Here is a 24,681-nt window from a genome sequence, read left to right as displayed (position 1 = left end):
AGCAGTTATCCCTTAACCGCGCCGGCCATCAGACCGCGCACGAAATAGCGTCCGGCGACGATATAGACAAACAGGGTCGGCAATGCCGCGAAGACGGCGGCCGCCATGTCCACGTTGTATTCCTTGACGCCCGTGGAAGAGGACACGAGGTTGTTCAGCGCGACCGTCATCGGCGAGGCCTCTCCGCCCGCAAAAGAGACGCCGAACAGGAAATCGTTCCAGATATTGGTGAACTGGTAGATGACGGTGACGACGATGATCGGACCGGACGTCGGCAGCAGGATGCGCCAGAAGATGCGGAAGAAGCCCGCGCCGTCGATCATCGCGGCCTTCACGAGTTCGTCCGGGAAGGCTTCGTAATAGTTCCGGAAGAACAGCGTGGTGAAACCGAGGCCGTAGATCACGTGGACCATGACGAGGCCGGTCGTGGTGTTCGAAAGCCCCATCAGGCCGAGGAGCCGCGCCATCGGAATGAGGACGGCCTGGAACGGAATGAAGCAGGCGAACAGCATCATGCCGAAGACGATCTTGTGGCCCGGGAAGCGCCATTTGGTGAGCACGTAGCCGTTCAGCGCGCCGAGCAGCGTCGAGATGATGACCGCCGGAACGACCATCTTGATGGAGTTCCAGAAATAGCCCTTGATGCCGACGCAGGAGACGCCGATGCAGGCCTCGCCCCAGGCGCGGACCCACGCGGCGATCGAGGGATCGCGCGGCAGCGCCAGCATGTCGCCGCCGCGGATCTCGTCGAGCGACTTCAACGACGTCGTGAGCATGACGTAGAGCGGCAGCAGGTAGACGAGCGCGAGCACGATGAGCGCCGCGTAGATAAAATAGCGGGCGGTGCGGGCCGAACCGGCGCTCACCGTCCCATTGGCGGTTTCGTTCGCGGCGCTCATTGCTTCCTCTCCCGCAGTTCCGAATAGAGATAGGGCACGATGATCGCGGTGATGCCCATCAGCATCATCACGGCGCTCGCCGAGCCGACATTCATCTGGTTGCGCGTGAAAGTGTAGGAATACATGAAGGTGGACGGCAGTTCGGTCGCGTTGCCCGGTCCGCCGCCGGTAAGCGCGATGACGAGGTCGTAGGACTTGATCGCCATATGCGCGAGCACGATGAAGGCGGAGAGGAAGACGGGACGCAGGAGCGGAATGATGATGCGGCGGTAGATCGCCACGTTCGAAGCGCCGTCGATCTGGGCGGCCTTGACGATCTCGCCGTCGATGCCGCGCAGGCCGGCGAGGAACATCGCCATGACGAAGCCGGAGGCCTGCCAGACGCCGGCGATGACGACCGTGTAGATCGCCATCTGGGGATTGACGAGCCAGTCGAACCTGAAACTCTCCCAGCCGAGATGGTGCATGGTGTTCTCAAGCCCGAGGCCGGGATTGAGGAACCATTTCCAGGCCGTGCCGGTGACGACGAAGGAGAGCGCCATCGGATAGAGGAAGATCGGCCGGAGCACGCCTTCGGCGCGGATGCGCTGGTCCATCAGGATCGCGATGGTGAGGCCGAGCGCGATGCAGATGCCGATATAGAGAATGCCGAAGATCGCCAGGTTCTGCATGGCCACATACCAGTTCGGCTGCGACCAGAGGCGGAAATAGGCATCGAACCCGCCCCATTTGTAGACCGGCAGGATGCGCGAGGTCGTGAAGGAAAGGGTGATCGTCCAGAGGATGAAGCCGTAGACGAAGACCAGTATCACCGCGAACGAGGGCGCCAGCACGATCTTCGGCAGCGCGTTGCGCAATCCATCCGCAACTGAGCGGCCCTGCCTCTGAGGTACCACGGCAGGCACCGGTTCGATTGTCGTCATCATGACCTCCGGGTAGGGAGCAGGAGAATATTGATTGGCACAGCGACTCGAGCCCCCTCACCAACAAAATCTAAGACTTAGCTGACGCTAAGATCTTGATTTCGTAACCTCTCCCACAGGGGGAGAGGTAGGGCGTCGAGCTCGCGGGCACCGGTATCTCTCCCCTTGTGGGAGAGAAAGCAATTTCAGCACCTTAGCTGCAAGATAAGTGCTAGAAATTGCAAGTGAGGGGATCGGTTCAACCAACCCCCTCACCCATTCATTCAGATGCCATTACTTGGCGGCAGCAACCGCTTCCGGCAGGCGCTTCAGCGCCGCGTCGGTGGTGAGCTGACCGTTGAGATGCTGGGTGATGACGTCCAGCATGGCTTCCTTGATGGCGGCCGGCTGGGCGTAACCATGGGCGAGCGAGCCCATCAGCGTGCCCTTGGAAGAGGCCTCGGCGAGGTCCGCAATGCCCTTCTTGCCGCAATCGTCGAACTGATCGCCGGGAACGTCGGTACGGGCCGGAACCGAGCCCTTGACCGTGTTGAAGGCGATCTGGAAGGCCGGGTTTTCGACGGCGGACGCCATCTTGAGCTGGGCGTCGCGCTGCTCGTCACCCACGTCGAACATCATGAACTGGTCGGCGTTGAAGAGCACGGAACCTTGCGTGCCGGGGAAGCGGATGCAGACGAAGTCAGTGCCCGGCTTCTTGCCGGCGCGCAGCCATTCGCCCTTGGACCAGTCGCCCATTTCCTGAGCGCCGGCCTTGCCTTCGATGACGAGAGCGGTCGAGAGGTTCCATTCGCGGCCCGAGAAGTTCGGGTCGAAATAGGTGCGCAGCTTCGACATCGTGTCGAAGACCTTCTTCATCTGATCGCCGGAAAGCGAAGCCGGATCAAGGTCGAGGACGGCCTTCTTGTAGAAGTCCGGGCCGCCGGTCGAGAGGACGACGGCTTCCCACAGCGTGCCGTCCTGCCACGGAACGCCGCCATGAGCGAGAGCCGTGAGACCCTGGGCCTTGAAGGCATCGAGCAGGGTGATGAGCTCGTCGATATTGGTCGGAACCTTTCCGCCGGCCTTGTCGAGAGCCGCCTTGTTGATCCACAGCCAGTTGGTGGAGTGGATGTTCACCGGAGCGGCGATCCAGTGGCCGTCATACTTGGAGAAGTCCTGGAGAGCAGCCGGGATGACCTTGTCCCAGCCTTCCTTGGCGGCGAGATCGTCGAGATTGGCGGCGACGCCCATTTCCGCCCAGTCGCGGAGGTCGAAGCCGAGAAGCTGGACGGCGGTCGGCGGATCGCCGGCCGTGACGCGGGCGCGCAGCGCCGTCATCGCGGCGGAGCCTGCACCGCCGGCGACCGGCATGTCCTTCCAGGCGACGCCTTCCTTCTGCAGGTTTTCCTTCAGCACGTTGAGCGCCGCAGCCTCACCGCCGGAGGTCCACCAGTGGAGGACTTCGACGCTTTCCTGCGCCTTGGCGGCACCGGCCGTCAGAGCGATGATCGCCGCGCCGGCGGCGAATTTGCTGATCATTCGAACATTCATTGAGAATCTCCCTTTGCATCCGGGCTCCTCTCCGGATATGGCGATTTATAACGATATAAACGCGGTCGATGTCAACCCGGCAGGAGGATTTTTTGCATGGTTTCGCCCCATGCTTAAGATGATGAAAAAACTTGCAAATTTTGGAAAGGACAAATTTTCCTCAGGAATCGAGAAAAATTCCTGGCGACATCCGGAAAATTTGCAACGATATAGATGAGACCTGATCCGGTTTCGGGGCGGGGACGGAGGAGACGAGGATACATGTCGCTGGATGACCTGGAGGACAAGGGTCGGCGGGCGATGCCGGATCGGACGACGGAAAGATCCGGCCCGGATGCGAAGCCAACCTTGAAGACGATCGCCGAACTGACGGGACTTGCCGTCACGACCGTGTCGCGCGCCTTGGCCGACGCGCCGCAGATCGCGCTCGAAACAAGGATGCGTGTGCGCCAGGTCGCCGGTGAGATCGGCTATCTGCCGGACCGGGCGGCGCAGCGCCTGCGCACCGGCCGTACGAACGTCATCAGCCTGGTTCTCGATCCGCACGAGGAAATCCTCGGCTACGCCACCTCGATCATCAAAGGGCTGACGGAGGCTTTGCGCGGCACGGCCTACCATCTTGTCGTCGCGCCTCACTTTTCCGACACGCCGCAGATCGACCCGGTGCGCCACATCGTGCGCAACCGCATGGCCGACGGCATCATCTTCACCCGCACCGAACCGTCGGACGAGCGCGTCAAGCTCTTGATGGAGAACAACTTTCCGTTCATCTGTCATGGCCGCACCGAGCTTGCGACCGCCCACCCCTATGTCGACTACGACAATTACGGCTTCGCCTACCAGGCTGCCCGCAAGCTGATCGCCGCCGGATCGAGAAAGCTCTTCATCATCCTGCCGCCGGACCGCTTCACCTTCGCCCATCACATGCGGCACGGCTTCATGACGGCGGTGCGCGAGGAAGGCGTCGGTTTCGAGATCGCCCAAGGCGTGACGCTCGACAGCAAGTCGGACGACATCCGCGACCATCTCTATCGGCGGATGGCCGAACCCGACCGTCCGGACGGCTTCGTCTGCGGCGGCGAGGTCTCGGCTCTTTCGGTGATCGCGGCCGCCTCGGACCACGGCCTCGAAGTGGGGAAGGACGTGCGGCTGGTGGCCAAGCAGACCTCCGGCCTCTTCGACCAGATACGCCCGCGGGTCGAGACGATCTATGAGGATCTCTCCGAAGCCGGCCTGCTGATGGGCCGACTGCTTCTGAAACGCATTGCCGGACCGGCGCCTATTTCCGAACTGCAGGCGCTCCAGACGGTCTGACCGCCTAGCGATGGCAATCGGGTGCGCATAATTGCCCCTCACCCTAACCCTCTCCCCGCTGGCGGGGAGAGGGGGCGCGCCTCACGCAACGTTGCGAATTGAGGAAACCAGCGCGGCATATCCCTTCTCCCCGTCAGAACGGGGAGAAGGTGGCGGCAGCCGGATGAGGGGCATTCCGATGCGCGATCCCCTGCCCGGACCAAAAGTTTCAGCGCCGCGCGGATTTTTCGCGCGGCGCTGTCCGCAGCTTCTCAATCCTCTTCCTGGAACACGGCCTCGCGCTTTGCCTTGACGCTGGGCAAAAAGACGATGACGAGGACGAGTGCCGCGATGAAGAGGAGGGCCGCGCTGATCGGACGCGTGACGAACGTGGTCGGGTCGCCGCGCGAAAGGATCATCGCCCGTCTCAGATTCTCTTCCAGCAGCGGGCCGAGCACGAAGCCGAGCAGGAGCGGCGCGGGTTCGCAGCGGAGCTTGGCCAGCACGTAGCCGATGAGACCGAAGAAGGCGACGGAATAGAGGTCGTAGACATTAGAGTTGACGCTGTAGACGCCGATCGAGCAGAAGGCCATGATGATCGGAAACAGCACGTAATAGGGGATCGTCAGGAGCTTCACCCAAAGCCCGATGAGCGGCAGGTTGAGCACGACGAGCATCAGGTTGCCGATCCACATGGAGGCGATGATGCCCCAGAAGAGCGCCGGCTGTTCGGTCGCGACGTTAGGACCGGGCACGATGCCCTGGATGATCATCGCGCCGATCATCAACGCCATGACCGGATTTGCCGGGATGCCGAGCGTGAGCAGCGGGATGAAGGAGGTCTGGGCGCCGGCATTGTTGGCCGCTTCCGGACCTGCGACGCCCGCCACGGCGCCATGCCCGAATTCCTGCGGGTTCTTCGAGACCTTCTTTTCGACGGTATAGGACGCGAAGGCGGCAAGGATCGCCCCGCCGCCCGGCAGGATGCCGAGCACCGAACCGATGACGGTGCCGCGCAGGACCGGCGCGATCATCGCCTTGAAATCCTCCCTGGAGGGAAGAAGTCCGCTCACCTTGGACATCAGCACCGAACGGGTTTTCTCGCTTTCGAGATTGCGCAGGATTTCGGCGATGCCGAAGACGCCGACCGCGACGGCCACGAAATTCAGCCCGTCGGCATATTCGCGGATGCCGAGCGTGAAGCGCGGCGTGCCGGTATAGATGTCCGTGCCGACGAGGCCGAGCAGCAGGCCGAGCGCCACCATGGCAAGCGCCTTGACGACCGAACCGTGGGCGAGTGCGATCGAGGACACCAGGCCGACGACCATCAGCGAGAAATATTCGGCCGCGCCGAATTGCAGCGCGATTTCTGTGAGCGGCGGCGCGAAGATCGCCACCAGGAAGGTCGAGACCGTACCGGCGAAGAAGGAGCCGAGCGCCGCGATGGCGAGAGCCGCTCCCGCCTTGCCCTTGCGCGCCATCTGGTAGCCGTCGATGGCGGTGACGGCGGACGAGGATTCGCCCGGCATGTTGATGAGGATCGCCGTGGTCGAGCCGCCGTATTGCGCCCCGTAATAGATGCCGGCGAGCATGATCAGCGACGAGACCGGTTCGAGCTGGAAGGTGATCGGCAGAAGCATGGCGATCGTCGCCGTCGCGCCGATGCCGGGCAGCACGCCGATCAGCGTTCCGAGCAGCACGCCGATCAGGCAGAAGAACAGGTTCTCAAAGGAGGACGCGGTCGAAAAGCCGAGCGCCAGATTGCTGAAAAGTTCCATGGCTCACAAATCCTAGAAGCCGAGCCAGGGCCCGAAACGGCGGAAGGGAAGACCGAGGCCATAGCTGAAGACCAGGACCGAAAAGATCGCCAGGGCTGCGGAGAGAACGAGCGCCGTCAGCGGCTTCATGCGGCTGGACGCGAAGGAAGCGACCAGCGCGGCGACGAAGATCGCCGGCACGAAACCCAGTCCCCGCACGGTGAGCCCGAAAATGATCGGCGCCGGCAGGATGAGCAGTATCCCGCGCCAGGCGACCGGGCCTATCGGTTCGCCCTGCACACGCGCTGCCTGGATGAGGATGATCACGCCGAACAGGACGAGAGCGCAGGCGAGGATGAAGGGGAAATAGCCCGGCCCCATGCGCAGCGCCGTGCCGAGTTCCAGTTCCAGCGACTGATAGGCGAAGAAGAGCCCCGTCGCGATCAGCAGCAGCCCGCAGATCAGATTGGTCGTGTCGAATTTCAGGGAATTCATGGTGTCTCCGATGAACTGGAGCAGGCACTGTCGGGAGATTGCCCCTCACCCTAACCCTCTCCCCGCCTGCGGGGAGAGGGAACGTGCCGGATCCATCGTGTCACGATGGCGAAACGGTGCGGCATAGCCCTTCTCCCCGCGAGCGGGGAGAAGGTGGCGGCAGCCGGATGAGGGGCAGCCGCCCGGCTTGACCTTAATCCGCGTATTGGCCGGCGGCTTCGATGACCGGCTTCCAGCGGGCGATTTCGCTTTCGAGCTTGGCCTTGAGCGCTGCCGGCGTCGCATCCTGCTCCGGCGAAGGCTTGGTGCCGAGCTCGGCGAAGCGGGCCGCGACGTTCGGATCCTTCAGCGCCACCTTCAGCGCCTGCTCGAGCTTGTCGATGGCCTCCTTCGGCGCGCCCTTCGGCGCATAAAGGCCATGCCAGATGCCGACTTCCATCTGCGGCAGGCCGGCTTCCTTGACGGTGGGAAGGTCCTTCAGGACGTCGAGACGCTCCGGCGAGGTGACCGCATAGGCCTTCACGGTGCCGCCCTGAATCTGCTTCGTCGTGTTGGTGGTCTGGTCGCACATGATGTCCACCTGGCCGCCGAGCAGGTCGGTCATGGCCGGGCCGGTGCCCTTGTAGGGGACGGTGACGAGCGGGGTCTCGATCGCGCTCATGAAGAGCATGCCGCAAAGATGCGAGGCGGCGCCGATGCCGGCATTGGCGACGGTCACCTTGTCCGCATTGGCCTTGGCGTATTCGATCAGGCCCTTGAGGTCGGTCGCTTCCATGTCCTTGCGGGCGAGCAGCGTCATCGGAACGTCGGTGACGAGGCCGACATATTCGAAGGCGTTCAGCGTGTCGTAGGGCAGCTTGCGGTAGAGCGTGGCGCTGGTCGCCATGCCGATATGGTGGAGCAGCACGGTATAGCCATCCGCCTCGGCATTCGCGACGCGGGCCGCGCCGAGCGTGCCGCCTGCACCGCCGACGTTTTCGACGACGATCTGCTGGCCGAGGTCCTTCGACATCGATTCGGCGACGAGACGGGCGACCGTGTCGGTCGGGCCGCCGGCTGCGAACGGCACGACCATGGTGATCTGGCGTTCCGGATAACCTTGTGCATTGGCGGAGGCGGAGAAGAGCGAAAGTGCCGCAAGAGCGGTGGCGCCGATGACGGCGTTCATGATTTTCATCGGGGTCCTCCAGGATGAAAGCTATGGCTTGGCCGGCGCGCAAAAAACTCCTCCGGCGCCAGCCCGAGGGCCATTTGTTGCAAGGCAGGACCACGCGCAATCGTTGCGAAGGTCTTAAAAGGGCATTTCCGCAAATACCGCGCCGCAGCATGGGTGGATTCGGAAACAATGAAGGAAAACCATGGGTGGATTTCCACCCATCCCGGGCCGGATCAGCCCTCCCGGTCGTCCTGCAGCATGTGTTCCGGGCCGAGCAGCTTCTTGTCCAGACCGTATTTCTGCATTTTCTCGTAGAGCGTCTTGCGCGAGATGCCGAGGGATTCGTAGACGGGCCTGAGCGCTCCGCCATGCGCGGCGATCTCGCCGGCGATGAGATTGCGCTCGAAGGCCGCGACCTTGTCGGCAAGCCGCCCTGCCCCGTCCTTGGCACTCCCCGCCGTTTCGCCGGGCTTCGGATCGAGCCCGAGCACCAGCCGGTCGGCAGCGTTGCGCAGTTCGCGCACATTGCCCGGCCAGTCGCGCTGGGCGACCGCCGAGATGACATCGGCCGGCACGTCCACATCCTCCCGGCCGTATCGCGCCGCCGCTTCCCTGACGAGCTGCAGGAAGAGGAGCGGGATATCCGCCCGCCGCTGCATGAGCGACGGGACATGGATGGTCGCGACATTGAGGCGGTAGAAGAGATCGGCGCGGAAACGGCCTGCCGCCACTTCCGCTTCGAGATCCACCTTGCTGGTGGCGATGAAGCGCACGTCGAGCGGCACGGTCTCGTTGGAGCCGAGCCTGGTGATCACCCGCTCCTGCAGCACGCGCAGGAATTTCGCCTGCAGGTCGACGGGCATCGAGCCGATCTCGTCGAGCAGGATCGTGCCACCCCGCCCGTGTTCGAACTTGCCGTAGCGTGGCCGGAGCGCGCCGGGAAAGGCGCCGGCCTCGTGGCCGAAAAGCTCGCTCTCGATCAGGTTTTCCGGCAAGGCGGCGCAGTTGATGGCGATGAACGGCTTGTTGGCCCGCGTGCTGACGTCGTGCAGCGCCCGGGCCACCACTTCCTTGCCGGCGCCCGTCTCGCCGATGATCAGCGTATCGGCATCGGTCGCGCCGATCGCCCGGATGCGGTAGCGCAGGTCGACCATGACCTGCGTGCGGCCGGGTAGCCTCGCCTCCACGTCGTCGCGCTTGCCGGCCACGGCCCGCAGGCGCCGGTTTTCGAGCACGAGACCGCGGCGATCGAGCGCGCGGCGGATGATGCCCGCGAGATGCTGGGGCGTGAAGGGCTTTTCGAGGAAATCGTAGGCCCCTTCCCGCATCGCCTTCACGGCAAGCTGCACGTCGCCGTGCCCCGTCACCAGGATGACCGGGATTTCCGCATCGAGCTCGCGGATGCGGTGAAGCAGCGTCATGCCGTCGATGCCGGGCATGCGGATATCGCTGACGACCACGCCGTCGAAGCCGAAACCGGTGAGTTCCAGCACGTGGTCGGCATGCGAAAAGGTCTGGACGGTGAGGCCGAAGAGCTCCAGCGCCTGCGCGGTCGAGCGGCGCAGTTCCTCCTCGTCGTCGACCAGCAGAACCCTTTGCCCGTTCACTCCGCCGCCTCCAGGAGATTGCCGTCGGCAACGTCGAGCTCGATCGTGAAGACCGCGCCGCCCTCCGGATGATCGGCGACGCTGAGGCTGCCGCCGAAATCCTTGACGATATTGTAGGAGATCGAAAGGCCCAATCCCAGGCCCTTGCCGACGCCCTTGGTGGTGAAGAACGGATCGAAGATGCGCTCGCGGATGGCGGCCGCCACGCCCGGGCCGCGGTCGCGCACCGAGATCAGCACCTTGTCGCCCACCTGCCGGGCGGAAACGGTGATGCGGCGATCCGCAAGCCCTTCGACCGCATCGGCGGCATTGGTGATGATGTTGACCAGAACCTGTTGAAGCCGAACCGCGCCCGCTTTCACGGCCTTCACTGCCGGATCGATCTCGATTTCGAGCTTGGCGTCGGCCGTCTTGAGCCGGGCCGCAACGATTTCCAGCGTGTCGCGCATCGCATCGTCGAGCCCGACCGCCCCCAGCTTCTCGTTCGGCTTGCGGGCGAAGTTGCGCAGATGCCGGCTGATCGACGCCATGCGGTCGATGAGCGCGGAGATGCGCTTCACATTGTCCCGCGCCTCCTCGGTGCGCCCGAGATCGATCAGGACGCCGGTCGTTTCGGCATAGGTCTTGGCGGCCGCAAGCGGCTGGTTGAGCTCGTGGGAGAGCGCGGCCGACATCTGGCCGAGACCGGCAAGCTTGCCGGCCTGGATGAGGTCCGCCTGGGTCTGTCTCAACCGCTGCTCGGTCAGGCGCCGCTCGGCGATCTCCTCCTCGATGCGGCTGTTGACCCGGGCGAGATCGGCGGTGCGTTCGGCAACGCGCCGTTCGAGCTCGTTGCGCGCCTCGGCCTGCAACTGCATGCGCTCGTCCAGCCGGGCACGGCGCTGCATGAGGATGGCGATCGCAAGCCCCGCCAGGCAGAGCATCAGAAGAACGGCGACGATCGTCGTCGTGGCCTGCTTGTGAACGGAACTGGTGTCCATCAGGACGTTGACGGTCCAGCCGGCCTCCGGCATCGGCTGCGACACGACGAGATATTCCTTGGCGACCCCGCCATCCGCAATCGTCATAACGTTCCGATCGGCGAAGGTGCCCTGTCTCACCGGCAGTTCGCGCAGCTTCGCATCCGCATAACGGCGGGAAGCCTCGGTGCGGGCGATCCGGTCGGGCGTCAGCGGCAGGATGCTCGCATAGAGCCATTCCGGACTGCCGGTCATGAAGATGATGCCTTCCGGATCGGAGACGAAGATGCGGTCGTCGCCACCGCTCCAGGACGCTTCGATGGAATCGATATCCACCTTGAAGACGATCACGCCGCGGATGACGCCGTCGATCTCGATAGGCGAGCCGAAGTAGTAGCCGCGCTTCAGCGACGTGGTGCCGAGCGCATAGAAACGCGACTGCCGGCCTTTGGCTGCTTCCTGGAAATAGGGACGATAGATGAAGTTCTCGCCGACGAAGCTGATCGGGGCATCGTAATTGCTGGCGGCGATCGTCTCGCCTTCCATGGTCATCACATAGATGTCCGAGGACGTCAGAAGCGCGTTGATCTCCTTGAGATAGGCATTCGTGCGCGCCCGCAGGCCCTCGTTCCTCGGGTCGAAGATAAGCGCCTCGATATTGTTCTGGTCGGCTATCAGCGCCGGCAGCGCCTCGTAGCGCTTCAGGTGGCCGTCCAGCGCCGACACCGCGAGACGCAGGGTCGTGCCGGCCTGCACCTCGGCCTCGTTCATATAGCCGCGCGCTGCGATATCGCTGCCCTTGAAGACCAGCGCCAGGCCGATCGCCGCAAGCGCGACCAGAGGCAGAAGAATGCGATATCTCAACAGGCGGGCTCCTCCGTCCTTCCGGGCGCTTCCAGCGGGAACTAGTGTTCATTTTAATCACTGTCCGGCCGAATTCCATATAATCCTTTGAGGCAGGCATGCGCGTATCGCAAGTAATCGGGGACCGGAAGACAGGCATGGCGGGACTTTATACAAGTTTTACTTGACCCCATGCCCGGTCGGGAACAGTCTTGCCGCCGGGACAGGTCAACGCCGGGAACGGCATCAAAGGGGGTTCTCGTGGTTTATGTGCTTGCACTTCTGATTGGCGTCGTCGCCGGCCTTCGCGCCATGACGGCGCCCGCCGCCGTCGCCTGGGCCGCCTATCTCGGCTGGCTCAATCTTTCCGGGTCCTGGCTCGCCTTCATGGGTTCGGTCTGGGCGGTCGGCATCTTCACGATCCTCGCGATCGTCGAGCTCGTCACCGACCAGCTTCCCTCGACGCCGAGCCGCAAGGTGCCGCAGCAATTCGGCGCCCGCGTCATCATGGGCGCGCTGGCGGGTGCCGCGATCGGCACGCCCTACGGCGGCTGGATCGCAGGATTGATCGCCGGCATCGTCGGCGCCGTCATCGGCACCTATGGCGGCGCAGCCGTTCGCGCCAGGCTCGCCAAGAGCTTCGGCAAGGATCTGCCCGCCGCCCTCATCGAGGATGCGGTCGCAATCGTCGGCGCCTACCTCATTGTGTCATCCCTACCCATTCCGGTTATTCCATGAAGGCTTTCGACGCGATCATCATCGGCGCAGGACAGGCGGGGCCGTCGCTCGCCGGACGGTTCAACGACGCCGGCAAGACGGTCGCGATCATCGAGCGCAAGCATGTCGGCGGCACCTGCGTCAACACCGGCTGCAAGCCGACCAAGACGCTCGTCGCCAGCGCCTATGCGGCCCATCTCGCCCGCCGCGGCGCCGATTACGGCGTGGTGCTCGGCAGCCCGGTGAAGATCGACATGCCGGCGGTCATGCGCCGCTCGCATCAGGTGGCGCTCGATTCCCGCCACGGCAACGAAAGCTGGCTGGGGGGCATGCCGAACTGCACGCTCATCCGCGGCCATGCGCGTTTTGAAAGCAGAAACACGGTGCGCGTCGGCGACGAGCTGCTGACCGCGCCGCGGATATTCCTCAATGTCGGCGGACGGGCCGCGATCCCGGATTTCCTCGGCATCGGCGACGTGCCCTATATGACCAACAGCGATATCGTCCTGCTCGACCGGGTGCCGGAGCATCTGGTCATCGTCGGCGGCAGCTATATCGGCCTCGAATTCGCACAGATGTACCGCCGCTTCGGCGCGGAGGTTACGGTCGTCGAGAAAGGCCCTCGCCTCATCGGCCGCGAGGACGAAGAGGTTTCGGACGCGATCCGCGGCATCCTGGAGGCGGAGGGGATCAATATCCGTACCGGCGCGGAATGCATCCGTTTCCGTAAGGATGGTGACAGGGTCGCGGTCGGCGTGAACTGCACGGAAGGCGCGCCGGAGGTGATCGGCTCGGACATCCTGCTTGCTGTCGGCCGCCGCCCGAACACGGACGATCTCGGCCTCGACAAGGCGGGCGTCGAGACGGATGCACGGGGCTATATCAAGGTCGACGACCATCTCGCGACCAATGTCGAAGGCATCTGGGCGATGGGCGACTGCAACGGCCGCGGCGCCTTCACCCATACCGCCTATAACGATTTCGAGATCATCGCGGCGAACCTCTTCGACGGCGAGAGCCGCAAGGTCTCAGACCGGCTTGTCGGTTATGGGCTCTACATCGACCCGCCGCTCGGCCGCGTCGGCATGAGCGAGACCGAAGCCCGCAAAGCCGGAAAGAAGGTTCTCGTCGGTCGCCGGCCGATGACGCAGGTCGGCCGCGCGGTCGAAAAGGGCGAGACGCAGGGTTTCATGAAGATCGTCGCCGATGCCGAGACCAGACAGATCCTCGGCGCCGCGATCCTCGGCACCGGCGGCGATGAATCGATCCACGGCGTGCTCGACATGATGAACGCTGGCGCCACCTTCGATGCGCTGCGCTGGGCGGTTCCGATCCATCCGACGGTCTCGGAACTCTGGCCGACCGTCATCCTCAGCATGCAGCCGACCTGAACCTCTTTTGGACAGCCGTAAAATTTTATCGGCCACTTAAGGGGAAGCTAAAGCATTTCCGTCTATGAACCGGTTATGTCCTTGTTCATGGTGGAAACAGATGTGCGGTTTGGCTGGCTTCACCGGTGAGGCATGCGGCTCCGGAAATCCGGAGATGCTGCTGTCATCCATGGCACGGGCGATCGCCCATCGCGGACCGGACGGACAGGGCGTGTTCTCCGCCCCGGGCATCGGCCTTGCGCATGTACGGCTCTCAATCGTCGGGCTTGCCGATGGTCAGCAGCCGATGACGAGCGCCGATGGTCGTTTCACGATCGTCTTCAACGGCGAGATCTTCAATTACGTGGAACTGCGCGACGAGCTCAAGGCGCGCGGCATCGTCTTCCGCACCGGCAGCGATACGGAAGTCCTGCTGCAGCTCTATGCGACCTATGGCGAGGCCTGCCTGTCGCGCCTCAACGGCGACTTCGCCTTTGCGATCTGGGATGCCCGCGAGCGCCGCCTGATGCTTGCCCGCGACCGGATGGGCGTCCGGCCGCTCTTCTACGCCGAGCACAAGGGCGCACTCTATTTCGCTTCCGAGGTGAAGGCGCTGCTGCAGGTGCCGGGCATAGAGGCTGAACTCGATCCGGTGGCGCTCGATCAGATCTTCACGCTCTGGGCGCCGATCCCGCCGCGCACCGCGTTTAAAAACATCTTCGAGCTGGAACCGGGTCATCTGATGATCGCCAGGAACGGCCGGACCGAGATCCGCCCCTATTGGTCGCTCGATTTTCCGGATGCGGACGATCACGCCGAAGCGGACCGGGCCACGAAGGAAGAAGAGCTCCGGGCGCTGCTGACGGACGCCACACGGCTCAGGATGCGCGCCGACGTGCCGGTCGGCGCCTATCTTTCCGGCGGCCTCGATTCCTCGCTGATCGCAGCACTCGCCGCGCCGATGGCTCCGAACGGGCTGAACACCTTCTCGGTCACCTTCGACGATGCCGAACATGACGAAAGCGCCTTCCAGATGGCGGTGGCGCGGGCGCTCGGCACCCATCACCGCGCGGTCGCCTGCGGCCCGGGCGACATCGCAGGGAATTTCCCGGACGTGATCCGCTTCACCGAACGGCCCGTTCTGCGCACCGCCCCTGCCCCGCTTTACCGCCTTTCCGGGCTTGTGCGTGATGCGGGCATGAAAGTGGTGCTGACCGGCGAAGGGGCCGACGAGGTTTTTGCCGGCTACGACATCTTTCGCGAGGCGCACGTGCGCCGCTTCTGCGCCCGCCGGCCGGGCTCGAAGATCCGGCCGCATCTCTTCCGCAAGCTCTATCCCTATCTGCCGGGGCTGAAGCAGCAGTCGGCGGACTATCTCGCCGCCTTTTTCGGCGCCGGCAACGATGCGGCTGATGACCCTCTCTTCTCGCACCGTCCGCGTTTCCGCTCGACGGCGGCCGCGAAGATCTTCTATTCCGACGACCTGCGTTCGACGCTGGGGGCCTATGACGCGGCGGAGGAACTCGCCTCCCGCCTGCCGGAAAATTTCGGCCGCTGGCATCCGCTCCATCAGGCGCAATATCTCGAAACCCGCTTCCTGCTGCCCGGTTACATCCTGTCGAGCCAGGGCGACCGCATGGCCATGGCGCATGGCATCGAAGGGCGCTTCCCCTTCCTCGACCACCGGCTGGTGGAATTCGCGAGCCGCCTGCCGCCCGGCATGAAGCTCAAAGGACTGGAGGAAAAGCATGTCCTCCGCCGCGTCGCGAAGGATGTGCTGCCGGATATCATAGCCAAGCGCCCGAAACAGCCCTATCGCGCTCCGGACAGCCGCTCCTTTGCCGGCAGCGGCGAGCAGGCTTACGTGAGCGAATTGCTGAGCGAAGAGGCGATCACCGGCGCCGGCCTCTTCAACGCCCGGGCCGTGGCGAAGCTCCATCAGAAATGCCGCGCCCAGCCCGTTTCCGGCTTTCGCGACAACGCCGCCTTCGTCGGCATTCTTTCCACCCAGCTTTGGCTGAGGAGTTTCGAGAGCCGTCAGACGGCAGAGGTACGGAATGCCGCGGCAGCGGCCGGAGCGCATCGCGTCATGGCCGGGAGCCGGCAGACCAGCATGGCGATAGGGACGCCCGCCGAATGAGCCTGTCGCCGAATCCCGTCCATCTCGAAGAGCTTCCTCCCGCCCCGGCCGTCCGCGAGGCGAGCCGCTGTGCGCGCCCCATGGAGCCCGCCGATCTTCCCTCCGTCGGGCGGTTGTTCAACAAGGCGTTCCGCCGGAAAAACGAGGAGCCGGAGCAGGACCTGCTCGACTATCTCGATCACGTTTTCCTGAAAAATCCGGGCTATGCGCCGGAACACGGCAGCATGGTGCACAAGGACCGCACGGGGCGCGTCGACAGCGCGCTGCTTTCGCTTCCCATGTCCTTTCATGCTTCGGGGCGCCGCATCACGGCGCGGCTTCTGTGCGCCTTCATGGCGGACGGCAGGGCGGGATTTGCGGGCGCGGCAAAATTGGCGCGGGCGATCCGTCTCTCGCAGCCGGACCTCTGCTTTTCCGACAATGCCTCTCCTGTCAGCGCCGATCACTGGATAACGGGCGGCGGTTTCATACTGCCCATCCAGAGCCTCGAATGGCGGCGGGCCTTCCGCCCTTTCCAGGCCAGGTTCGAGCGGCTGAAGGAGACCCTGCCGGCCTTCCGGCATCTGCCGCTCTCCCCGATCCTCAAACCCGCCGACCTTGTCGCATGGCGTCTTTTCGGCGCTTCCGTTCCGCAAAGCCCCTTGGGCATAACCTCCGCCGAGGCGGGGTTCGACGAATTTTTCGCCTCGGCGCGAAAGATGACGGAGCGTTTCGCGATCCGGCCAGACTGGTCGCGCGAGGAATTCACCTGGCTGATGGACACCGCCGCCCTGAACACGTCTCTCGGCAAGCTCCGCTGCAAGGTCGTCGTCAATGCCGACGGCGTGACGATCGGCTGTTACCTCTTCTTCGGCAGGCGCGGGGAAATGGCTCACGTGCTCAACGTCCTCTGCCTTGAAGGCCGGGAGTTCGACGTCGTCGGGCATATGTTCGCCGACCTTGCCGCGTCCGGTTATGCCGCCGCCCGTGGGATGGCCCAGCCATTCCTGATGAACGCGCTGATGCGCCAGCGGCAGATGAGCTTCCGGCATCGCGGCTATTTCTGCATGATCACCCGGCACCGGGACATCCGCGAGGCGGCGGCCCGCAACGACATCTTCATCGGCGGACTGGCTTCGGAGAGCTGGAGCCGGCTGCTTGCCGACTTTCGATAGGCCCCGATCCCAATCGAACCGGCTTCGGATCAAAACGGCGTTTCGCGGGTTTCTCCTCTGAGTGAAAAAGATCGGGGAGAAAACCTCATGGCCAATGCCAGCTCGAAGCATCTTGGAGCAGCGACCCGCGGGAAGAGCAACGGAAAGGGCGCAATGACGGATATCGACAAGAACGTCCTGCCCGAGAACAGAGTGCTCTCCAACCGCGACAAGGCGCAACACTCGCGGCAACGCGGACTGGACGGCAAATCCGTTCAGTCCGAGCAATTTCACAACCACGAGGCTAACCACCTGGACGACTGAAAAAGACGTACATTCACGACTGGGTGAGAAGAGGTACAAAGCCCTCCGAACGGGAGCAATTTGTCGTTCCTCCTCCCTTGCAAAGGGGGAGAGAAAGAGTAGTCTTGGCCTATCGCGAGTAAGGCGTCGGCGACTGGAAGGCAGAAAGCGCTTTCGCCGCCCGAGTGGAGGCCGAAAAGATGAACCCGGCAATCCTGACGAATACCTTCGAACCCAGCGAACTGGCGTTTCTCCAGCGCTTTTTCGACCATCTTTGCGCAGAACGGGGGCTGCCCGGCGGAAGCCTTGCCGCCAACGACCTCGCCGCGCAGATCATCCAGCTCTACCAGCAGGGCGTGCGGGACGAAAGAGACCTGCAGATCCAGCTGGACTGCGGAGCGATGCCGAAAAACTGAGCGCATGCCGGCCGCCCTGTAGCGGCTGGCCGTCTCAGTTATCGTTTAGCCATCAGTTCGCGCTCGTCCCGCATCAGGAATATGCGGGTAATCGTGTCGAGATTGGCTTCCAGCCACTCCGCCATGGCGATTTCTTCCGCGAGAATACGCTCGAAGACGATCTTCGCGCCCATCTCCTCGAGTTCGTCCGCCGCGGCGATCAGAACCCGGTAGCTGGCGATTTCGAGATGCTCGAAAGCGTAGCCTGTCATCGCTCCCTTGACGACCTCGTCGTTCGTCAGCATCCCGCCGACACCTTGCGCCTTGGCCACGAGCTTCGCCGCCATGTCCTTCAGCGCCAGCGCGCTGCCTGAACCGGAGAATTGGTCGAGCAGATCCTTCAGCGCGTGCGCATGTCCTTCCGTCTCGCGGAGGTGTTCGGTGATCCGGGCCTTGAGATCCGGATAGCTTTCGATGCGCCGCGACTGGGCGGCCAGCATGGTGACCGCCTGCTCCTCCATGGCATGTGCGGCGCGAAGCCAGGCCAGGAAATTGTCTTGGGCATGTGTCATTCGCATCTCCTCGAAATTGGTCTGCCCTCTGGAGGAGAATGGGCGCGACCGACGGATTTCAACCCCTGACGGCATGCGAAGTTCCTCTTCCCGTTGTCCCGGCGGAACATTTGCACTCGTTTGCGAATTGTCCTGCTGCAGATTCAACAGCCATAGAGGCAAGGATCATGAGCCGCACAGGCAGGGCGAATTCGATCATCGGGGCCATCATTGTGGTATTCCTGGTACTGGCGCTCGGTTATTATTTCACCGGCAGCCAGAATACCGCGCAGGCGCCCGCTCCCGCGCCGGCCCCGGGGACCGACACCACGAACACCGGTTCCACCAACCGGTAAGGCGGCACTTGCGAGGAACAATCGCCATGCCGGGCGGTTGTGAATTTGAGTAACAGGGAGCCTATTCCATGATACCAAACCCTCGCGAGCCAAGCGAACAGCCACCCATGCCGGCGCCCGTCTGGACGCCGGAACCGCCGGTTGAAGAGCCGGACCCCGATCATCTGCCGGACGAGATACCGCTGCCCAATCCGGACGAAAATCCCGACCCGCCGGTTTACATGCCGCCCGGCAGCCTATGCGGCATTGACGAGATGCCGGCGCGCGATAGCGCCGGGAGGTATGATCATGAACATGCATAGCCGCACCCCCATGGACCGCCGGGAGACCCAAGGCGGCCATCGCGAAAAGCCGGTAAAGCCCGGCCTTTGGAAACTTCTGGCCGCGGCGGCCTTGATCCTTCTGGGGCTCGCCGTCGTCGTGGAAATCTTCGAAGACACGGAAAGCGCCTTCAACGCACCCGAACCGGCCCAGCAGACCCGCCATGAATGACAACCGGCACCTGCACCTCCCGAGAGTTGGCGCCAGCTTCGGGAACAAGGATAAAATTCGTACGTTTTCCAGTCGTTTATGACGAGGTGGTGCAGGTGGATATCGCGACGCAATCGCTCCCGTTCCGGGAAACGGCGCTCCAGTTCGAACCGATCATTCGCCCCGGCCGCAACGTCTGGCGCAGCGCCGAGGCGGAAAGACTGGCCTTCCTGATCGATGGAGAGGATTATTACCGCCGGCTGAACCGGGTGCTGCGGCAGGCGGAGCGGTCGATCTTCATCGTCGGCTGGGATTTCAATCCCGATATCCGGCTGCGGCCCGCCGACCCGGACGGGGAAACGCTCGGCGCGCTTCTGCGCAGGCTGGTCGAGGAGAAACCCGCCCTGGAAATCCGGCTCCTGGTTTGGGGCATGGGCCCGGTCTATTCCGGCAAGAGCCTGAAGATGTTCGGAAAGATGGGCTGGAGCGATCATCCGCGGATTTTCCTGCAGTTCGATTTCAAACATCCGCTGCGGGCGAGCCATCACCAGAAGATCGTCGTCATCGACGACAAGACGGCCTTCCTGGGCGGTATCGACCTCACCGCGGAGCGGTGGGACGACCGCCGCCACGCCGCCGAAAACCCGTTGCGCCGCGCGCCGGACGGCACGCTTCACGGTCCCGTCCACGACATGCAGACGATCGTCACCGGCGATACGGCCAAGCTCATCGGCGACGTCGCCCGACGCCGCTGGCGGAAGGCCATCGGCGAAATCCTGAAGCCCTTGAACATTCACGGCGAGAAGCCGTGGCCGGAGGATCTGGAGCCGGCGCTCACCCATTGCAGAACCGGCCTTGCGCTGACCGAGCCCTGGAAATGGAGAGGCCGCCGCGGGCACCGCGAAGCGATCCGCCTCACCCATGACGCGCTGAAATCGGCCAGGCGCCATCTCTATCTGGAAACGCAGTACCTCGCCTCCTTCGGCGTGGGACGAACGCTCGCCGCGCGCCTGAGGAAAGCCGACGGACCGGAGATCGTCGTCGTCGTAACCCGGGAATCCCACGGTTTCCTGGAACGGCTGATGATGGGGCACAACCGCAACCGTCTGATCCGCCGTCTGAAGCGAGCCGACCGCCATGGCCGGCTGCGCGTCTTCTACGCCGTCGTACCGGACGGCAAGGGCGGCGAGCAGGAGATCATCGTGCATTCCAAGCTCATCATCGTCGACGACCGGTTCGTCCGGGTGGGCTCGTCCAACCTCAACAACCGTTCGGAAGGGTTGGACACGGAATGCGACCTGGCAGTCGAGGCCGGCGACGCGGCCGGCAGGCTGGCGATCGCCTCGCTTCGCAACGGCCTGCTCGCGGAACATCTCGACGCGGAACCTGCGGAGGTGGCGCGGATCATCGAGGAAACCGGCTCCATGGTCGCCGCAATCGACCGGCTGAACGTGAAGCCGCGGCGGCTGAGGGCTTTCGACGTCAATCCCGACAAGGGCGAGACCAAGTCGGTCATCGGGACCGCCATCGTCGATCCGAAGCAGCCGTTCTGGCCGGTCCCGGAGATCAAGAGCGGCCTTCGACGGTTCCTCGCCCGCCTGTCACATCACCGTCTGCTCTGAAAACCTGCCGCCACGGTGGCGGTAGTATGCCTCGGAGACGAGCAGAGTGGGCACGCCGATCGTCAGGGGCACGAAATAGTAGAGCACGCGGAAGGCGACCAGCGCGCCAATCGAGGCGGTCGAGGGCAGGATTGCGAGCATGGTCGCCTCCAGGACGCCGATCCCTCCCGGCACATGGCTGATCAGCGCCGCGATATTCGCCGTCACATAGGCGCCCGCGACTTCCAGATAACTCGCATCGGTGAAGGTCGCGAGGAGCTGATGAATGGAGGCGGCGACGCAGGCGAAGTTGAGCGTGCCGAGAACGATCTGGCCGATGGCGAGGCTGAGCTTCGGAGGATCGAACCGCCATGACCGCAGGTATAGCGGCCGCCGGACGAAGGCACAGAGCAGGAGATAGAGGACCGCCACCGAAAGGCAGACGAGGCCGAGGGCGGTTCTCACCAGGCTATCCAGGCCGAGGAGGTCCGGCCCGCCGCGGCCCTGCAGCAACAGCGCCAGGCCGGCCAATGTCACAAGTCCGAGCCCGACGGTCACGCCGCAGAAGATGATGATCTTGGCGACCTCCTCGGCCGTCAGGCCCCAGCGCGAATAGAACCGATAGCGCACCGCGCCGCTGCTGAGGGCGGCAAGCCCCACATTGTGCCCGATCGAAAGCGCGGTGAAGGAGGCGAGCGCCGTCCGGCGGTAGGCAAGCGGCCTGCCCGCATAGCGGACCGCGAGGGTATCGAAGCCGGTGAGGCAGAGATAGGACAGGATGACGAACAGGAAGGCCGAGGCCAGCCGGAAGCCGGCGATCGATTGCACGGACCCCTCGATCTCATCCAGCGTATATCGGCCGAGGCTGCGATAGACGAGAAAGATTGCCAGGCAGATCGCCGCGCCTATGAGGAACTTCAGCAGATGGCGTCTGGCGATCATGATCCCTCCCCGCGGGCTGTTGCCTGATACCGGGAACGAAAACATAGGCAAGTGTGTTCCCAGCGCTATGAACGACCCGACAGTTCCAGCTCCCGCCGGCAAGCATCGCCTGAAAATCCTGAGTTACAACGTCCATAGCTGCATCGGTACCGATCGCAAGCTCGATCCCGCCCGGGTGGCGGAGGTCATCGCGGCCCTCGAGCCCGATATCATCGGGTTGCAGGAACTGGATGTCGGCCGCAACCGCACCGGCGGCGTGGACCAGGCCCATATCATCGCTTCCCTGCTGCGGATGGAATACCACTTCCATGCGGCTCTCAGCGTGGCGGAGGAACGCTATGGCGATGCCATCCTGACGGCCCTGCCGGCAAGGATGGTGAAGGGCGCGGGCCTGCCCTCGCTCGGCGAGCAGCGTGGCGCCGTCTGGGTGGAGATCGAGGTCGGCCGGCATCGCCTTCAGGTCTTCAACACGCATCTCGGCCTGCGCGGCCGGGACCGGCTCAGCCAGATCGCGGCGCTTCTCGGTCCTTCCTGGCTCGGCAGTCCGGCCTGCCACGGCAAGCCGCGGGTCCTGATCGGCGATTTCAACGCCATCCCGTCGACGGCGACATACAAGGGCGTCTCCCGCCAGATGACCGACGTTCAACTCCGTTTGCCGGCAAAACCGAAGCCGACCTTTCCCTCCCGTTATCCGCTTCTCAGGATCGACCATGTCTTCGTCTCGCGGGACATCACACCTGTCGGCGCCGAGGTGATCGCGACGCCGCTGGCGCGCCGCGCGTCCGATCACCTGCCGTTGCTTGCAACGATCGAATTCTGATCCCTCAATGGATCATCCGGTTCAACCGGCGGGCCTCCTTCAAGAGGCGCACCACGTCCTGATCCGTGGTCTCGGTGAAATCGCCGTAATGCAGGCTGACGGCGTCCAGCCGCTCCGGCGCCGAAAGGCAGACGATCTCGTCGACTTCCTCCCGCAACTCTTCCAGGAGATCGCGCGGCGCGACGGGAACCGCAAGCCGGATCGATCCCACCCCCATTTCCTTCAGCGCATGGATGCCGGCGCGGATCGAACCGCCATTGGCGATGCCGTCATCGACGAGAATGACGTCGCGGCCGGCATGGTCATGATCCTTCGGCTCGTCCTCGCCGAAATACATCCGGTGACGGCGCTCGATCTCGGCGAGCTGATGCTCGCGTTCGGCCGCGAGATACCCGGGCGGGACGTGGAATTGACGCGCCGCCGCCTCGTTGACGATCACATGCGGCTGCTTGCCGTCGACCACCGCGCCGATGCCGTATTCCGGATGGCCCGGCGCGCCGATCTTGCGCACGATCAGGAGGTCGAGCGGGGCGCCGAGCCGCTGCGCCACCACGAAGGCGACCGGGACGCCGCCACGGGGAAGCGCCACGACGACAGGATCCTTCAGCGGCGCTGCCTGCATGGCGTCGGCAAGCTGCCTGCCGGCATCTTCGCGATCGGAAAAAGTGGGGCCTGAAGCGAACATGTCATCCTCCCACGACATGACGGCGCGACCGCGGGCCGCGCCTTTCGTTTTATCCAGCCCTGAAGGGATCATACCATCAGCAGCCTATCCGACAACCTTGGGGAGGTAGGTTCGGTTCCCCTTCGCCCTCCGTTACGTGCCGCGGCCCTTGCGGTGTTCGCTTTCCTGGTTGCGGCCGCGGACGATCGACGGATCGTCGTTCATGGAGCGATCCGCAGCACGCATGTCCAGATCGTCGCCGCGCCGGAAGGCTTCGCGGGCCGCCTCGCTGCGGTGGAGATCGGCGCTTGCATCGAAATCCTTGCCGGCATTGGCGGTGTTCTCCCGCTTCTCGATGATGTTGCGCTGCTGCTGGTGGGTCTTCTTGCCCTGCATGATGGTTTCCTCCTTGAGCCGGTTACTTGTTGACACGGCCGCGCTGGTTGGGATTGACGCCGCCGAAACGCGTCGTGTCGTTAGCGACGTCGCCCTCTTCGGTGTTGTCGCCGGCGATGTCCTCATTGCCGGTGGCGCGGTTCAATCCCTTGGACTGACCGATGCCGGGATCATTTTTCAAATCGGCATCGCTCGGCTCTTTCGGCCTGAAATGTTTGGACATGATCGTCCTCCTTTCATGCGCTCGGCCGCGGCCTAATGGGCCGCGGGCTTCAGTGCTTCGTGCGGGACACGAACTTGTTGAAGCGGCTGGTCTTTCCGGCTTCGGTCTCTTCCTGATAGAGGAAGGAAAGCTTGTTCTCGTCGAAGATCGAGAAGAAGTCGTCCCATGCGATCTCTTCGAGAGCCTCTTCCGGCTTGCCGAAATCGACCCGCAGGATGCCTCCCTCGCGCGCACCTTTGACGCGGGCCGGATGGCCTCCGCGCTCCTCGATCCATTGTTGGATTTCCTTGTGATCCGTCGTTTCCACGGCCTTGCTCATGGCTTTGGTTCTCCCTGTTGTCCGATTGCAGAACCGGCGCCGCGGACGATTGTTCCGTTCGCAAAACGGGCAATCGGAATGGTAGGCGGAACAAAATTCACGACTATGTGTTCAGGCCCTGTCGGACGCCGAACCTCCACGCGGCCGACAGCGTCACAAGTACCCTCCCCAACTGGCGCTTCCCTTCGCGGGAAGCGTCCTTTCCCCGCAGGCGCGCAACGGACCTTCAGCGTCGCGTCAGCGCGATCACGTATCGGGCTGATTGCTTGCCGGGATTGAAGAAGACGCAGTCCGCCGGCGGGCCGAGCAAAAGGCAGTCGCCCTCGGTCAGGCGATGCAGGGTCGGGCCTTCCAGAAAATCGAGCCGGCCCGAGAGCACCCAGATCTGCTGGTGCTGGAAGGCGAAGGCCGAGGCCGGATAAGGGACACGCACGCCGGGGGGCAGCGAGACCTCCAGGAGTTCCAGCAGGGCATTCGGCGGCGAGACGGCGCGGCGGGTATAGCCGGTTTCCGGATCGGTCCAGACCGGCTGCTCCGCATGCAGGGCAACCCGCTCCTGCGCCCGCTCCGCCAGCGCCAGGAGCACCGACAGCGGCAGGCCGAAAGCGCCGGAAAGCCGGCCGAGCACGGTCGCGGTCGGGCTCGCCTCGCTGCGCTCGATCTTGCTGATCATCGCCTTCGAGACGCCGGAACGCTCCGCAAGTTCGGCCAGCGACCAGCCGCGCGCCTCCCGTTCGATCTTGATCCGCACGGCGATCGCCTGACCCGGATCCTTCTCCGCCTGCTGCAAGATGCTTGCCTTTCACCGATCGTCTTCT

General features: G+C 63.9%; 25 protein-coding genes and 1 pseudogene. 11 read left to right on the top strand and 15 right to left on the bottom strand.

Going from position 1 to position 24,681, the window contains the following annotated elements; all coding sequences use genetic code 11:
* Positions 1-5 precede the first annotated feature (5 nt).
* From ACMGE0_RS01645 to ACMGE0_RS01635, 3 genes are all read right to left on the bottom strand, one after another.
* Positions 6-899, bottom strand: a complete 894-nt coding sequence (locus ACMGE0_RS01645; protein WP_436814116.1) for a carbohydrate ABC transporter permease — start codon at positions 897-899, stop codon at positions 6-8.
* A complete protein-coding gene (locus ACMGE0_RS01640) occupies positions 896-1,822 on the bottom strand; it encodes a carbohydrate ABC transporter permease (protein WP_436814115.1) in 927 nt (308 codons plus the stop codon). Before ACMGE0_RS01640 ends, ACMGE0_RS01645 begins: the two co-directional genes overlap by 4 nt.
* Positions 1,823-2,095: 273 nt before the next feature.
* On the bottom strand, positions 2,096-3,340 hold the full coding sequence (locus ACMGE0_RS01635; protein ID WP_436814114.1) for an ABC transporter substrate-binding protein: 1,245 nt from the start codon (positions 3,338-3,340) through the stop codon (positions 2,096-2,098).
* 273 nt (positions 3,341-3,613) lie between these two features.
* On the opposite strand from ACMGE0_RS01635, the gene ACMGE0_RS01630 reads away from it, so the two are divergent.
* On the top strand, positions 3,614-4,666 hold the full coding sequence (locus ACMGE0_RS01630; protein WP_436814113.1) for a LacI family transcriptional regulator: 1,053 nt from the start codon (positions 3,614-3,616) through the stop codon (positions 4,664-4,666).
* Positions 4,667-4,917: 251 nt separating this feature from the next.
* Here the strand turns inward: ACMGE0_RS01630 and ACMGE0_RS01625 are convergent, their stop codons facing one another.
* From ACMGE0_RS01625 to ACMGE0_RS01605, 5 genes are all read right to left on the bottom strand, one after another.
* The gene (locus tag ACMGE0_RS01625; protein ID WP_436814112.1) at positions 4,918-6,423 is read right to left on the bottom strand and encodes a tripartite tricarboxylate transporter permease; all 1,506 of its coding nucleotides are present in this window, start codon (positions 6,421-6,423) and stop codon (positions 4,918-4,920) included.
* 12 nt (positions 6,424-6,435) lie between these two features.
* Positions 6,436-6,897 carry a tripartite tricarboxylate transporter TctB family protein gene (locus ACMGE0_RS01620; protein ID WP_436814111.1) on the bottom strand — a complete coding sequence of 154 codons (462 nt, stop codon included), beginning with the start codon at positions 6,895-6,897 and terminating at the stop codon, positions 6,436-6,438.
* A 193-nt stretch (positions 6,898-7,090) separates the two neighbouring features.
* On the bottom strand, positions 7,091-8,074 hold the full coding sequence (locus tag ACMGE0_RS01615; RefSeq protein ID WP_436814110.1) for a tripartite tricarboxylate transporter substrate-binding protein: 984 nt from the start codon (positions 8,072-8,074) through the stop codon (positions 7,091-7,093).
* Positions 8,075-8,286: 212 nt separating this feature from the next.
* The gene (locus tag ACMGE0_RS01610) at positions 8,287-9,660 is read right to left on the bottom strand and encodes a sigma-54-dependent transcriptional regulator (RefSeq protein ID WP_436814109.1); all 1,374 of its coding nucleotides are present in this window, start codon (positions 9,658-9,660) and stop codon (positions 8,287-8,289) included.
* On the bottom strand, positions 9,657-11,483 hold the full coding sequence (locus ACMGE0_RS01605; RefSeq protein ID WP_436814108.1) for a sensor histidine kinase: 1,827 nt from the start codon (positions 11,481-11,483) through the stop codon (positions 9,657-9,659). The genes ACMGE0_RS01610 and ACMGE0_RS01605 overlap by 4 nt, the downstream gene beginning before the upstream one ends.
* A gap of 240 nt (positions 11,484-11,723) precedes the next feature.
* Here ACMGE0_RS01605 and ACMGE0_RS01600 point away from each other — a divergent pair, with 240 nt between their 5' ends.
* From ACMGE0_RS01600 to ACMGE0_RS01575, 6 genes and pseudogenes are all read left to right on the top strand, one after another.
* Positions 11,724-12,200, top strand: coding sequence for a DUF4126 family protein (locus ACMGE0_RS01600; protein WP_436814107.1), 477 nt, complete (start codon positions 11,724-11,726; stop codon positions 12,198-12,200).
* The gene (locus ACMGE0_RS01595; RefSeq protein ID WP_436814106.1) at positions 12,197-13,570 is read left to right on the top strand and encodes an FAD-containing oxidoreductase; all 1,374 of its coding nucleotides are present in this window, start codon (positions 12,197-12,199) and stop codon (positions 13,568-13,570) included. Before ACMGE0_RS01600 ends, ACMGE0_RS01595 begins: the two co-directional genes overlap by 4 nt.
* 100 nt (positions 13,571-13,670) lie before the next feature.
* Positions 13,671-15,599 (top strand): annotated as a pseudogene (gene asnB / locus ACMGE0_RS01590) (asparagine synthase (glutamine-hydrolyzing)); the annotation flags it as partial.
* An 86-nt stretch (positions 15,600-15,685) separates the two neighbouring features.
* Positions 15,686-16,843 (top strand): GNAT family N-acetyltransferase, encoded by a 1,158-nt coding sequence (locus ACMGE0_RS01585; RefSeq protein WP_436814105.1) that lies wholly within the window; start codon positions 15,686-15,688, stop codon positions 16,841-16,843.
* A gap of 87 nt (positions 16,844-16,930) precedes the next feature.
* Positions 16,931-17,146 (top strand): hypothetical protein, encoded by a 216-nt coding sequence (locus ACMGE0_RS01580; RefSeq protein WP_436814104.1) that lies wholly within the window; start codon positions 16,931-16,933, stop codon positions 17,144-17,146.
* A 179-nt stretch (positions 17,147-17,325) separates the two neighbouring features.
* Positions 17,326-17,541: a hypothetical protein gene (locus ACMGE0_RS01575; RefSeq protein WP_436814103.1), complete on the top strand. Its 216-nt coding sequence runs from the start codon at positions 17,326-17,328 to the stop codon at positions 17,539-17,541.
* Positions 17,542-17,579: 38 nt separating this feature from the next.
* Here ACMGE0_RS01575 and ACMGE0_RS01570 read toward each other — a convergent pair whose 3' ends face one another.
* Positions 17,580-18,092 carry a ferritin-like domain-containing protein gene (locus tag ACMGE0_RS01570; protein WP_436814102.1) on the bottom strand — a complete coding sequence of 171 codons (513 nt, stop codon included), beginning with the start codon at positions 18,090-18,092 and terminating at the stop codon, positions 17,580-17,582.
* A 167-nt stretch (positions 18,093-18,259) separates the two neighbouring features.
* On the opposite strand from ACMGE0_RS01570, the gene ACMGE0_RS01565 reads away from it, so the two are divergent.
* The 3 genes from ACMGE0_RS01565 (at position 18,260) to ACMGE0_RS01555 (ending at position 20,520) form a co-directional block, all read left to right on the top strand.
* Entirely contained in the window at positions 18,260-18,427 is a 168-nt protein-coding gene (locus tag ACMGE0_RS01565) for a hypothetical protein (protein ID WP_436814101.1), read from the top strand.
* 288 nt (positions 18,428-18,715) lie between these two features.
* On the top strand, positions 18,716-18,919 hold the full coding sequence (locus ACMGE0_RS01560) for a hypothetical protein (RefSeq protein WP_436814100.1): 204 nt from the start codon (positions 18,716-18,718) through the stop codon (positions 18,917-18,919).
* A gap of 95 nt (positions 18,920-19,014) precedes the next feature.
* Positions 19,015-20,520, top strand: coding sequence for a phospholipase D-like domain-containing protein (locus ACMGE0_RS01555; RefSeq protein WP_436814099.1), 1,506 nt, complete (start codon positions 19,015-19,017; stop codon positions 20,518-20,520).
* Here ACMGE0_RS01555 and ACMGE0_RS01550 read toward each other — a convergent pair.
* The gene (locus tag ACMGE0_RS01550) at positions 20,500-21,441 is read right to left on the bottom strand and encodes a putative bifunctional lysylphosphatidylglycerol flippase/synthetase (RefSeq protein ID WP_436814098.1); all 942 of its coding nucleotides are present in this window, start codon (positions 21,439-21,441) and stop codon (positions 20,500-20,502) included. The genes ACMGE0_RS01555 and ACMGE0_RS01550 overlap by 21 nt on opposite strands.
* Before the next feature lie 67 nt (positions 21,442-21,508).
* Between ACMGE0_RS01550 and ACMGE0_RS01545 the strand changes: the two genes are divergently transcribed.
* The gene (locus ACMGE0_RS01545) at positions 21,509-22,261 is read left to right on the top strand and encodes an endonuclease/exonuclease/phosphatase family protein (protein ID WP_436814097.1); all 753 of its coding nucleotides are present in this window, start codon (positions 21,509-21,511) and stop codon (positions 22,259-22,261) included.
* Positions 22,262-22,265: 4 nt separating this feature from the next.
* Here the strand turns inward: ACMGE0_RS01545 and ACMGE0_RS01540 are convergent, their stop codons facing one another.
* The 5 genes from ACMGE0_RS01540 to ACMGE0_RS01520 form a co-directional block, all read right to left on the bottom strand.
* The gene (locus ACMGE0_RS01540) at positions 22,266-22,946 is read right to left on the bottom strand and encodes a phosphoribosyltransferase (RefSeq protein WP_436814096.1); all 681 of its coding nucleotides are present in this window, start codon (positions 22,944-22,946) and stop codon (positions 22,266-22,268) included.
* Between the two features lie 132 nt (positions 22,947-23,078).
* Positions 23,079-23,321, bottom strand: a complete 243-nt coding sequence (locus ACMGE0_RS01535; protein WP_436814095.1) for a hypothetical protein — start codon at positions 23,319-23,321, stop codon at positions 23,079-23,081.
* A gap of 22 nt (positions 23,322-23,343) precedes the next feature.
* Positions 23,344-23,544: a hypothetical protein gene (locus ACMGE0_RS01530; protein WP_436814094.1), complete on the bottom strand. Its 201-nt coding sequence runs from the start codon at positions 23,542-23,544 to the stop codon at positions 23,344-23,346.
* Positions 23,545-23,593: 49 nt separating this feature from the next.
* Positions 23,594-23,863 carry a hypothetical protein gene (locus tag ACMGE0_RS01525; RefSeq protein WP_436814093.1) on the bottom strand — a complete coding sequence of 90 codons (270 nt, stop codon included), beginning with the start codon at positions 23,861-23,863 and terminating at the stop codon, positions 23,594-23,596.
* 226 nt (positions 23,864-24,089) lie between these two features.
* Positions 24,090-24,653: a helix-turn-helix domain-containing protein gene (locus tag ACMGE0_RS01520; RefSeq protein WP_436814092.1), complete on the bottom strand. Its 564-nt coding sequence runs from the start codon at positions 24,651-24,653 to the stop codon at positions 24,090-24,092.
* Positions 24,654-24,681 lie beyond the last annotated feature (28 nt).

Source organism: Neorhizobium descurainiae (assembly GCF_051400715.1).
In the GTDB taxonomy this organism is placed as follows: Bacteria; Pseudomonadota; Alphaproteobacteria; order Rhizobiales; family Rhizobiaceae; genus Neorhizobium.
The sequence above is the reverse complement of the archived record's forward strand: the minus strand, read 5'-3'. Positions and strand labels throughout refer to the sequence as shown.

Coding starts and splice junctions, on each gene's coding strand:
- ACMGE0_RS01540 (WP_436814096.1), bottom strand. CDS start 22,946: ATGTTCGCTTCAGGCCCCACTTTTTCCGATCGCGAAGATGCCGGCAGG.
- ACMGE0_RS01565 (WP_436814101.1), top strand. CDS start 18,260: ATGAGCCGCACAGGCAGGGCGAATTCGATCATCGGGGCCATCATTGTG.
- ACMGE0_RS01630 (WP_436814113.1), top strand. CDS start 3,614: ATGTCGCTGGATGACCTGGAGGACAAGGGTCGGCGGGCGATGCCGGAT.
- ACMGE0_RS01570 (WP_436814102.1), bottom strand. CDS start 18,092: ATGACACATGCCCAAGACAATTTCCTGGCCTGGCTTCGCGCCGCACAT.
- ACMGE0_RS01620 (WP_436814111.1), bottom strand. CDS start 6,897: ATGAATTCCCTGAAATTCGACACGACCAATCTGATCTGCGGGCTGCTG.
- ACMGE0_RS01560 (WP_436814100.1), top strand. CDS start 18,716: ATGAACATGCATAGCCGCACCCCCATGGACCGCCGGGAGACCCAAGGC.
- ACMGE0_RS01530 (WP_436814094.1), bottom strand. CDS start 23,544: ATGTCCAAACATTTCAGGCCGAAAGAGCCGAGCGATGCCGATTTGAAA.
- ACMGE0_RS01575 (WP_436814103.1), top strand. CDS start 17,326: ATGAACCCGGCAATCCTGACGAATACCTTCGAACCCAGCGAACTGGCG.
- ACMGE0_RS01550 (WP_436814098.1), bottom strand. CDS start 21,441: ATGATCGCCAGACGCCATCTGCTGAAGTTCCTCATAGGCGCGGCGATC.
- ACMGE0_RS01645 (WP_436814116.1), bottom strand. CDS start 899: ATGAGCGCCGCGAACGAAACCGCCAATGGGACGGTGAGCGCCGGTTCG.
- ACMGE0_RS01635 (WP_436814114.1), bottom strand. CDS start 3,340: ATGATCAGCAAATTCGCCGCCGGCGCGGCGATCATCGCTCTGACGGCC.
- ACMGE0_RS01640 (WP_436814115.1), bottom strand. CDS start 1,822: ATGACGACAATCGAACCGGTGCCTGCCGTGGTACCTCAGAGGCAGGGC.
- ACMGE0_RS01535 (WP_436814095.1), bottom strand. CDS start 23,321: ATGCAGGGCAAGAAGACCCACCAGCAGCAGCGCAACATCATCGAGAAG.
- ACMGE0_RS01615 (WP_436814110.1), bottom strand. CDS start 8,074: ATGAAAATCATGAACGCCGTCATCGGCGCCACCGCTCTTGCGGCACTT.
- ACMGE0_RS01580 (WP_436814104.1), top strand. CDS start 16,931: ATGGCCAATGCCAGCTCGAAGCATCTTGGAGCAGCGACCCGCGGGAAG.
- ACMGE0_RS01625 (WP_436814112.1), bottom strand. CDS start 6,423: ATGGAACTTTTCAGCAATCTGGCGCTCGGCTTTTCGACCGCGTCCTCC.
- ACMGE0_RS01585 (WP_436814105.1), top strand. CDS start 15,686: ATGAGCCTGTCGCCGAATCCCGTCCATCTCGAAGAGCTTCCTCCCGCC.
- ACMGE0_RS01545 (WP_436814097.1), top strand. CDS start 21,509: ATGAACGACCCGACAGTTCCAGCTCCCGCCGGCAAGCATCGCCTGAAA.
- ACMGE0_RS01525 (WP_436814093.1), bottom strand. CDS start 23,863: ATGAGCAAGGCCGTGGAAACGACGGATCACAAGGAAATCCAACAATGG.
- ACMGE0_RS01595 (WP_436814106.1), top strand. CDS start 12,197: ATGAAGGCTTTCGACGCGATCATCATCGGCGCAGGACAGGCGGGGCCG.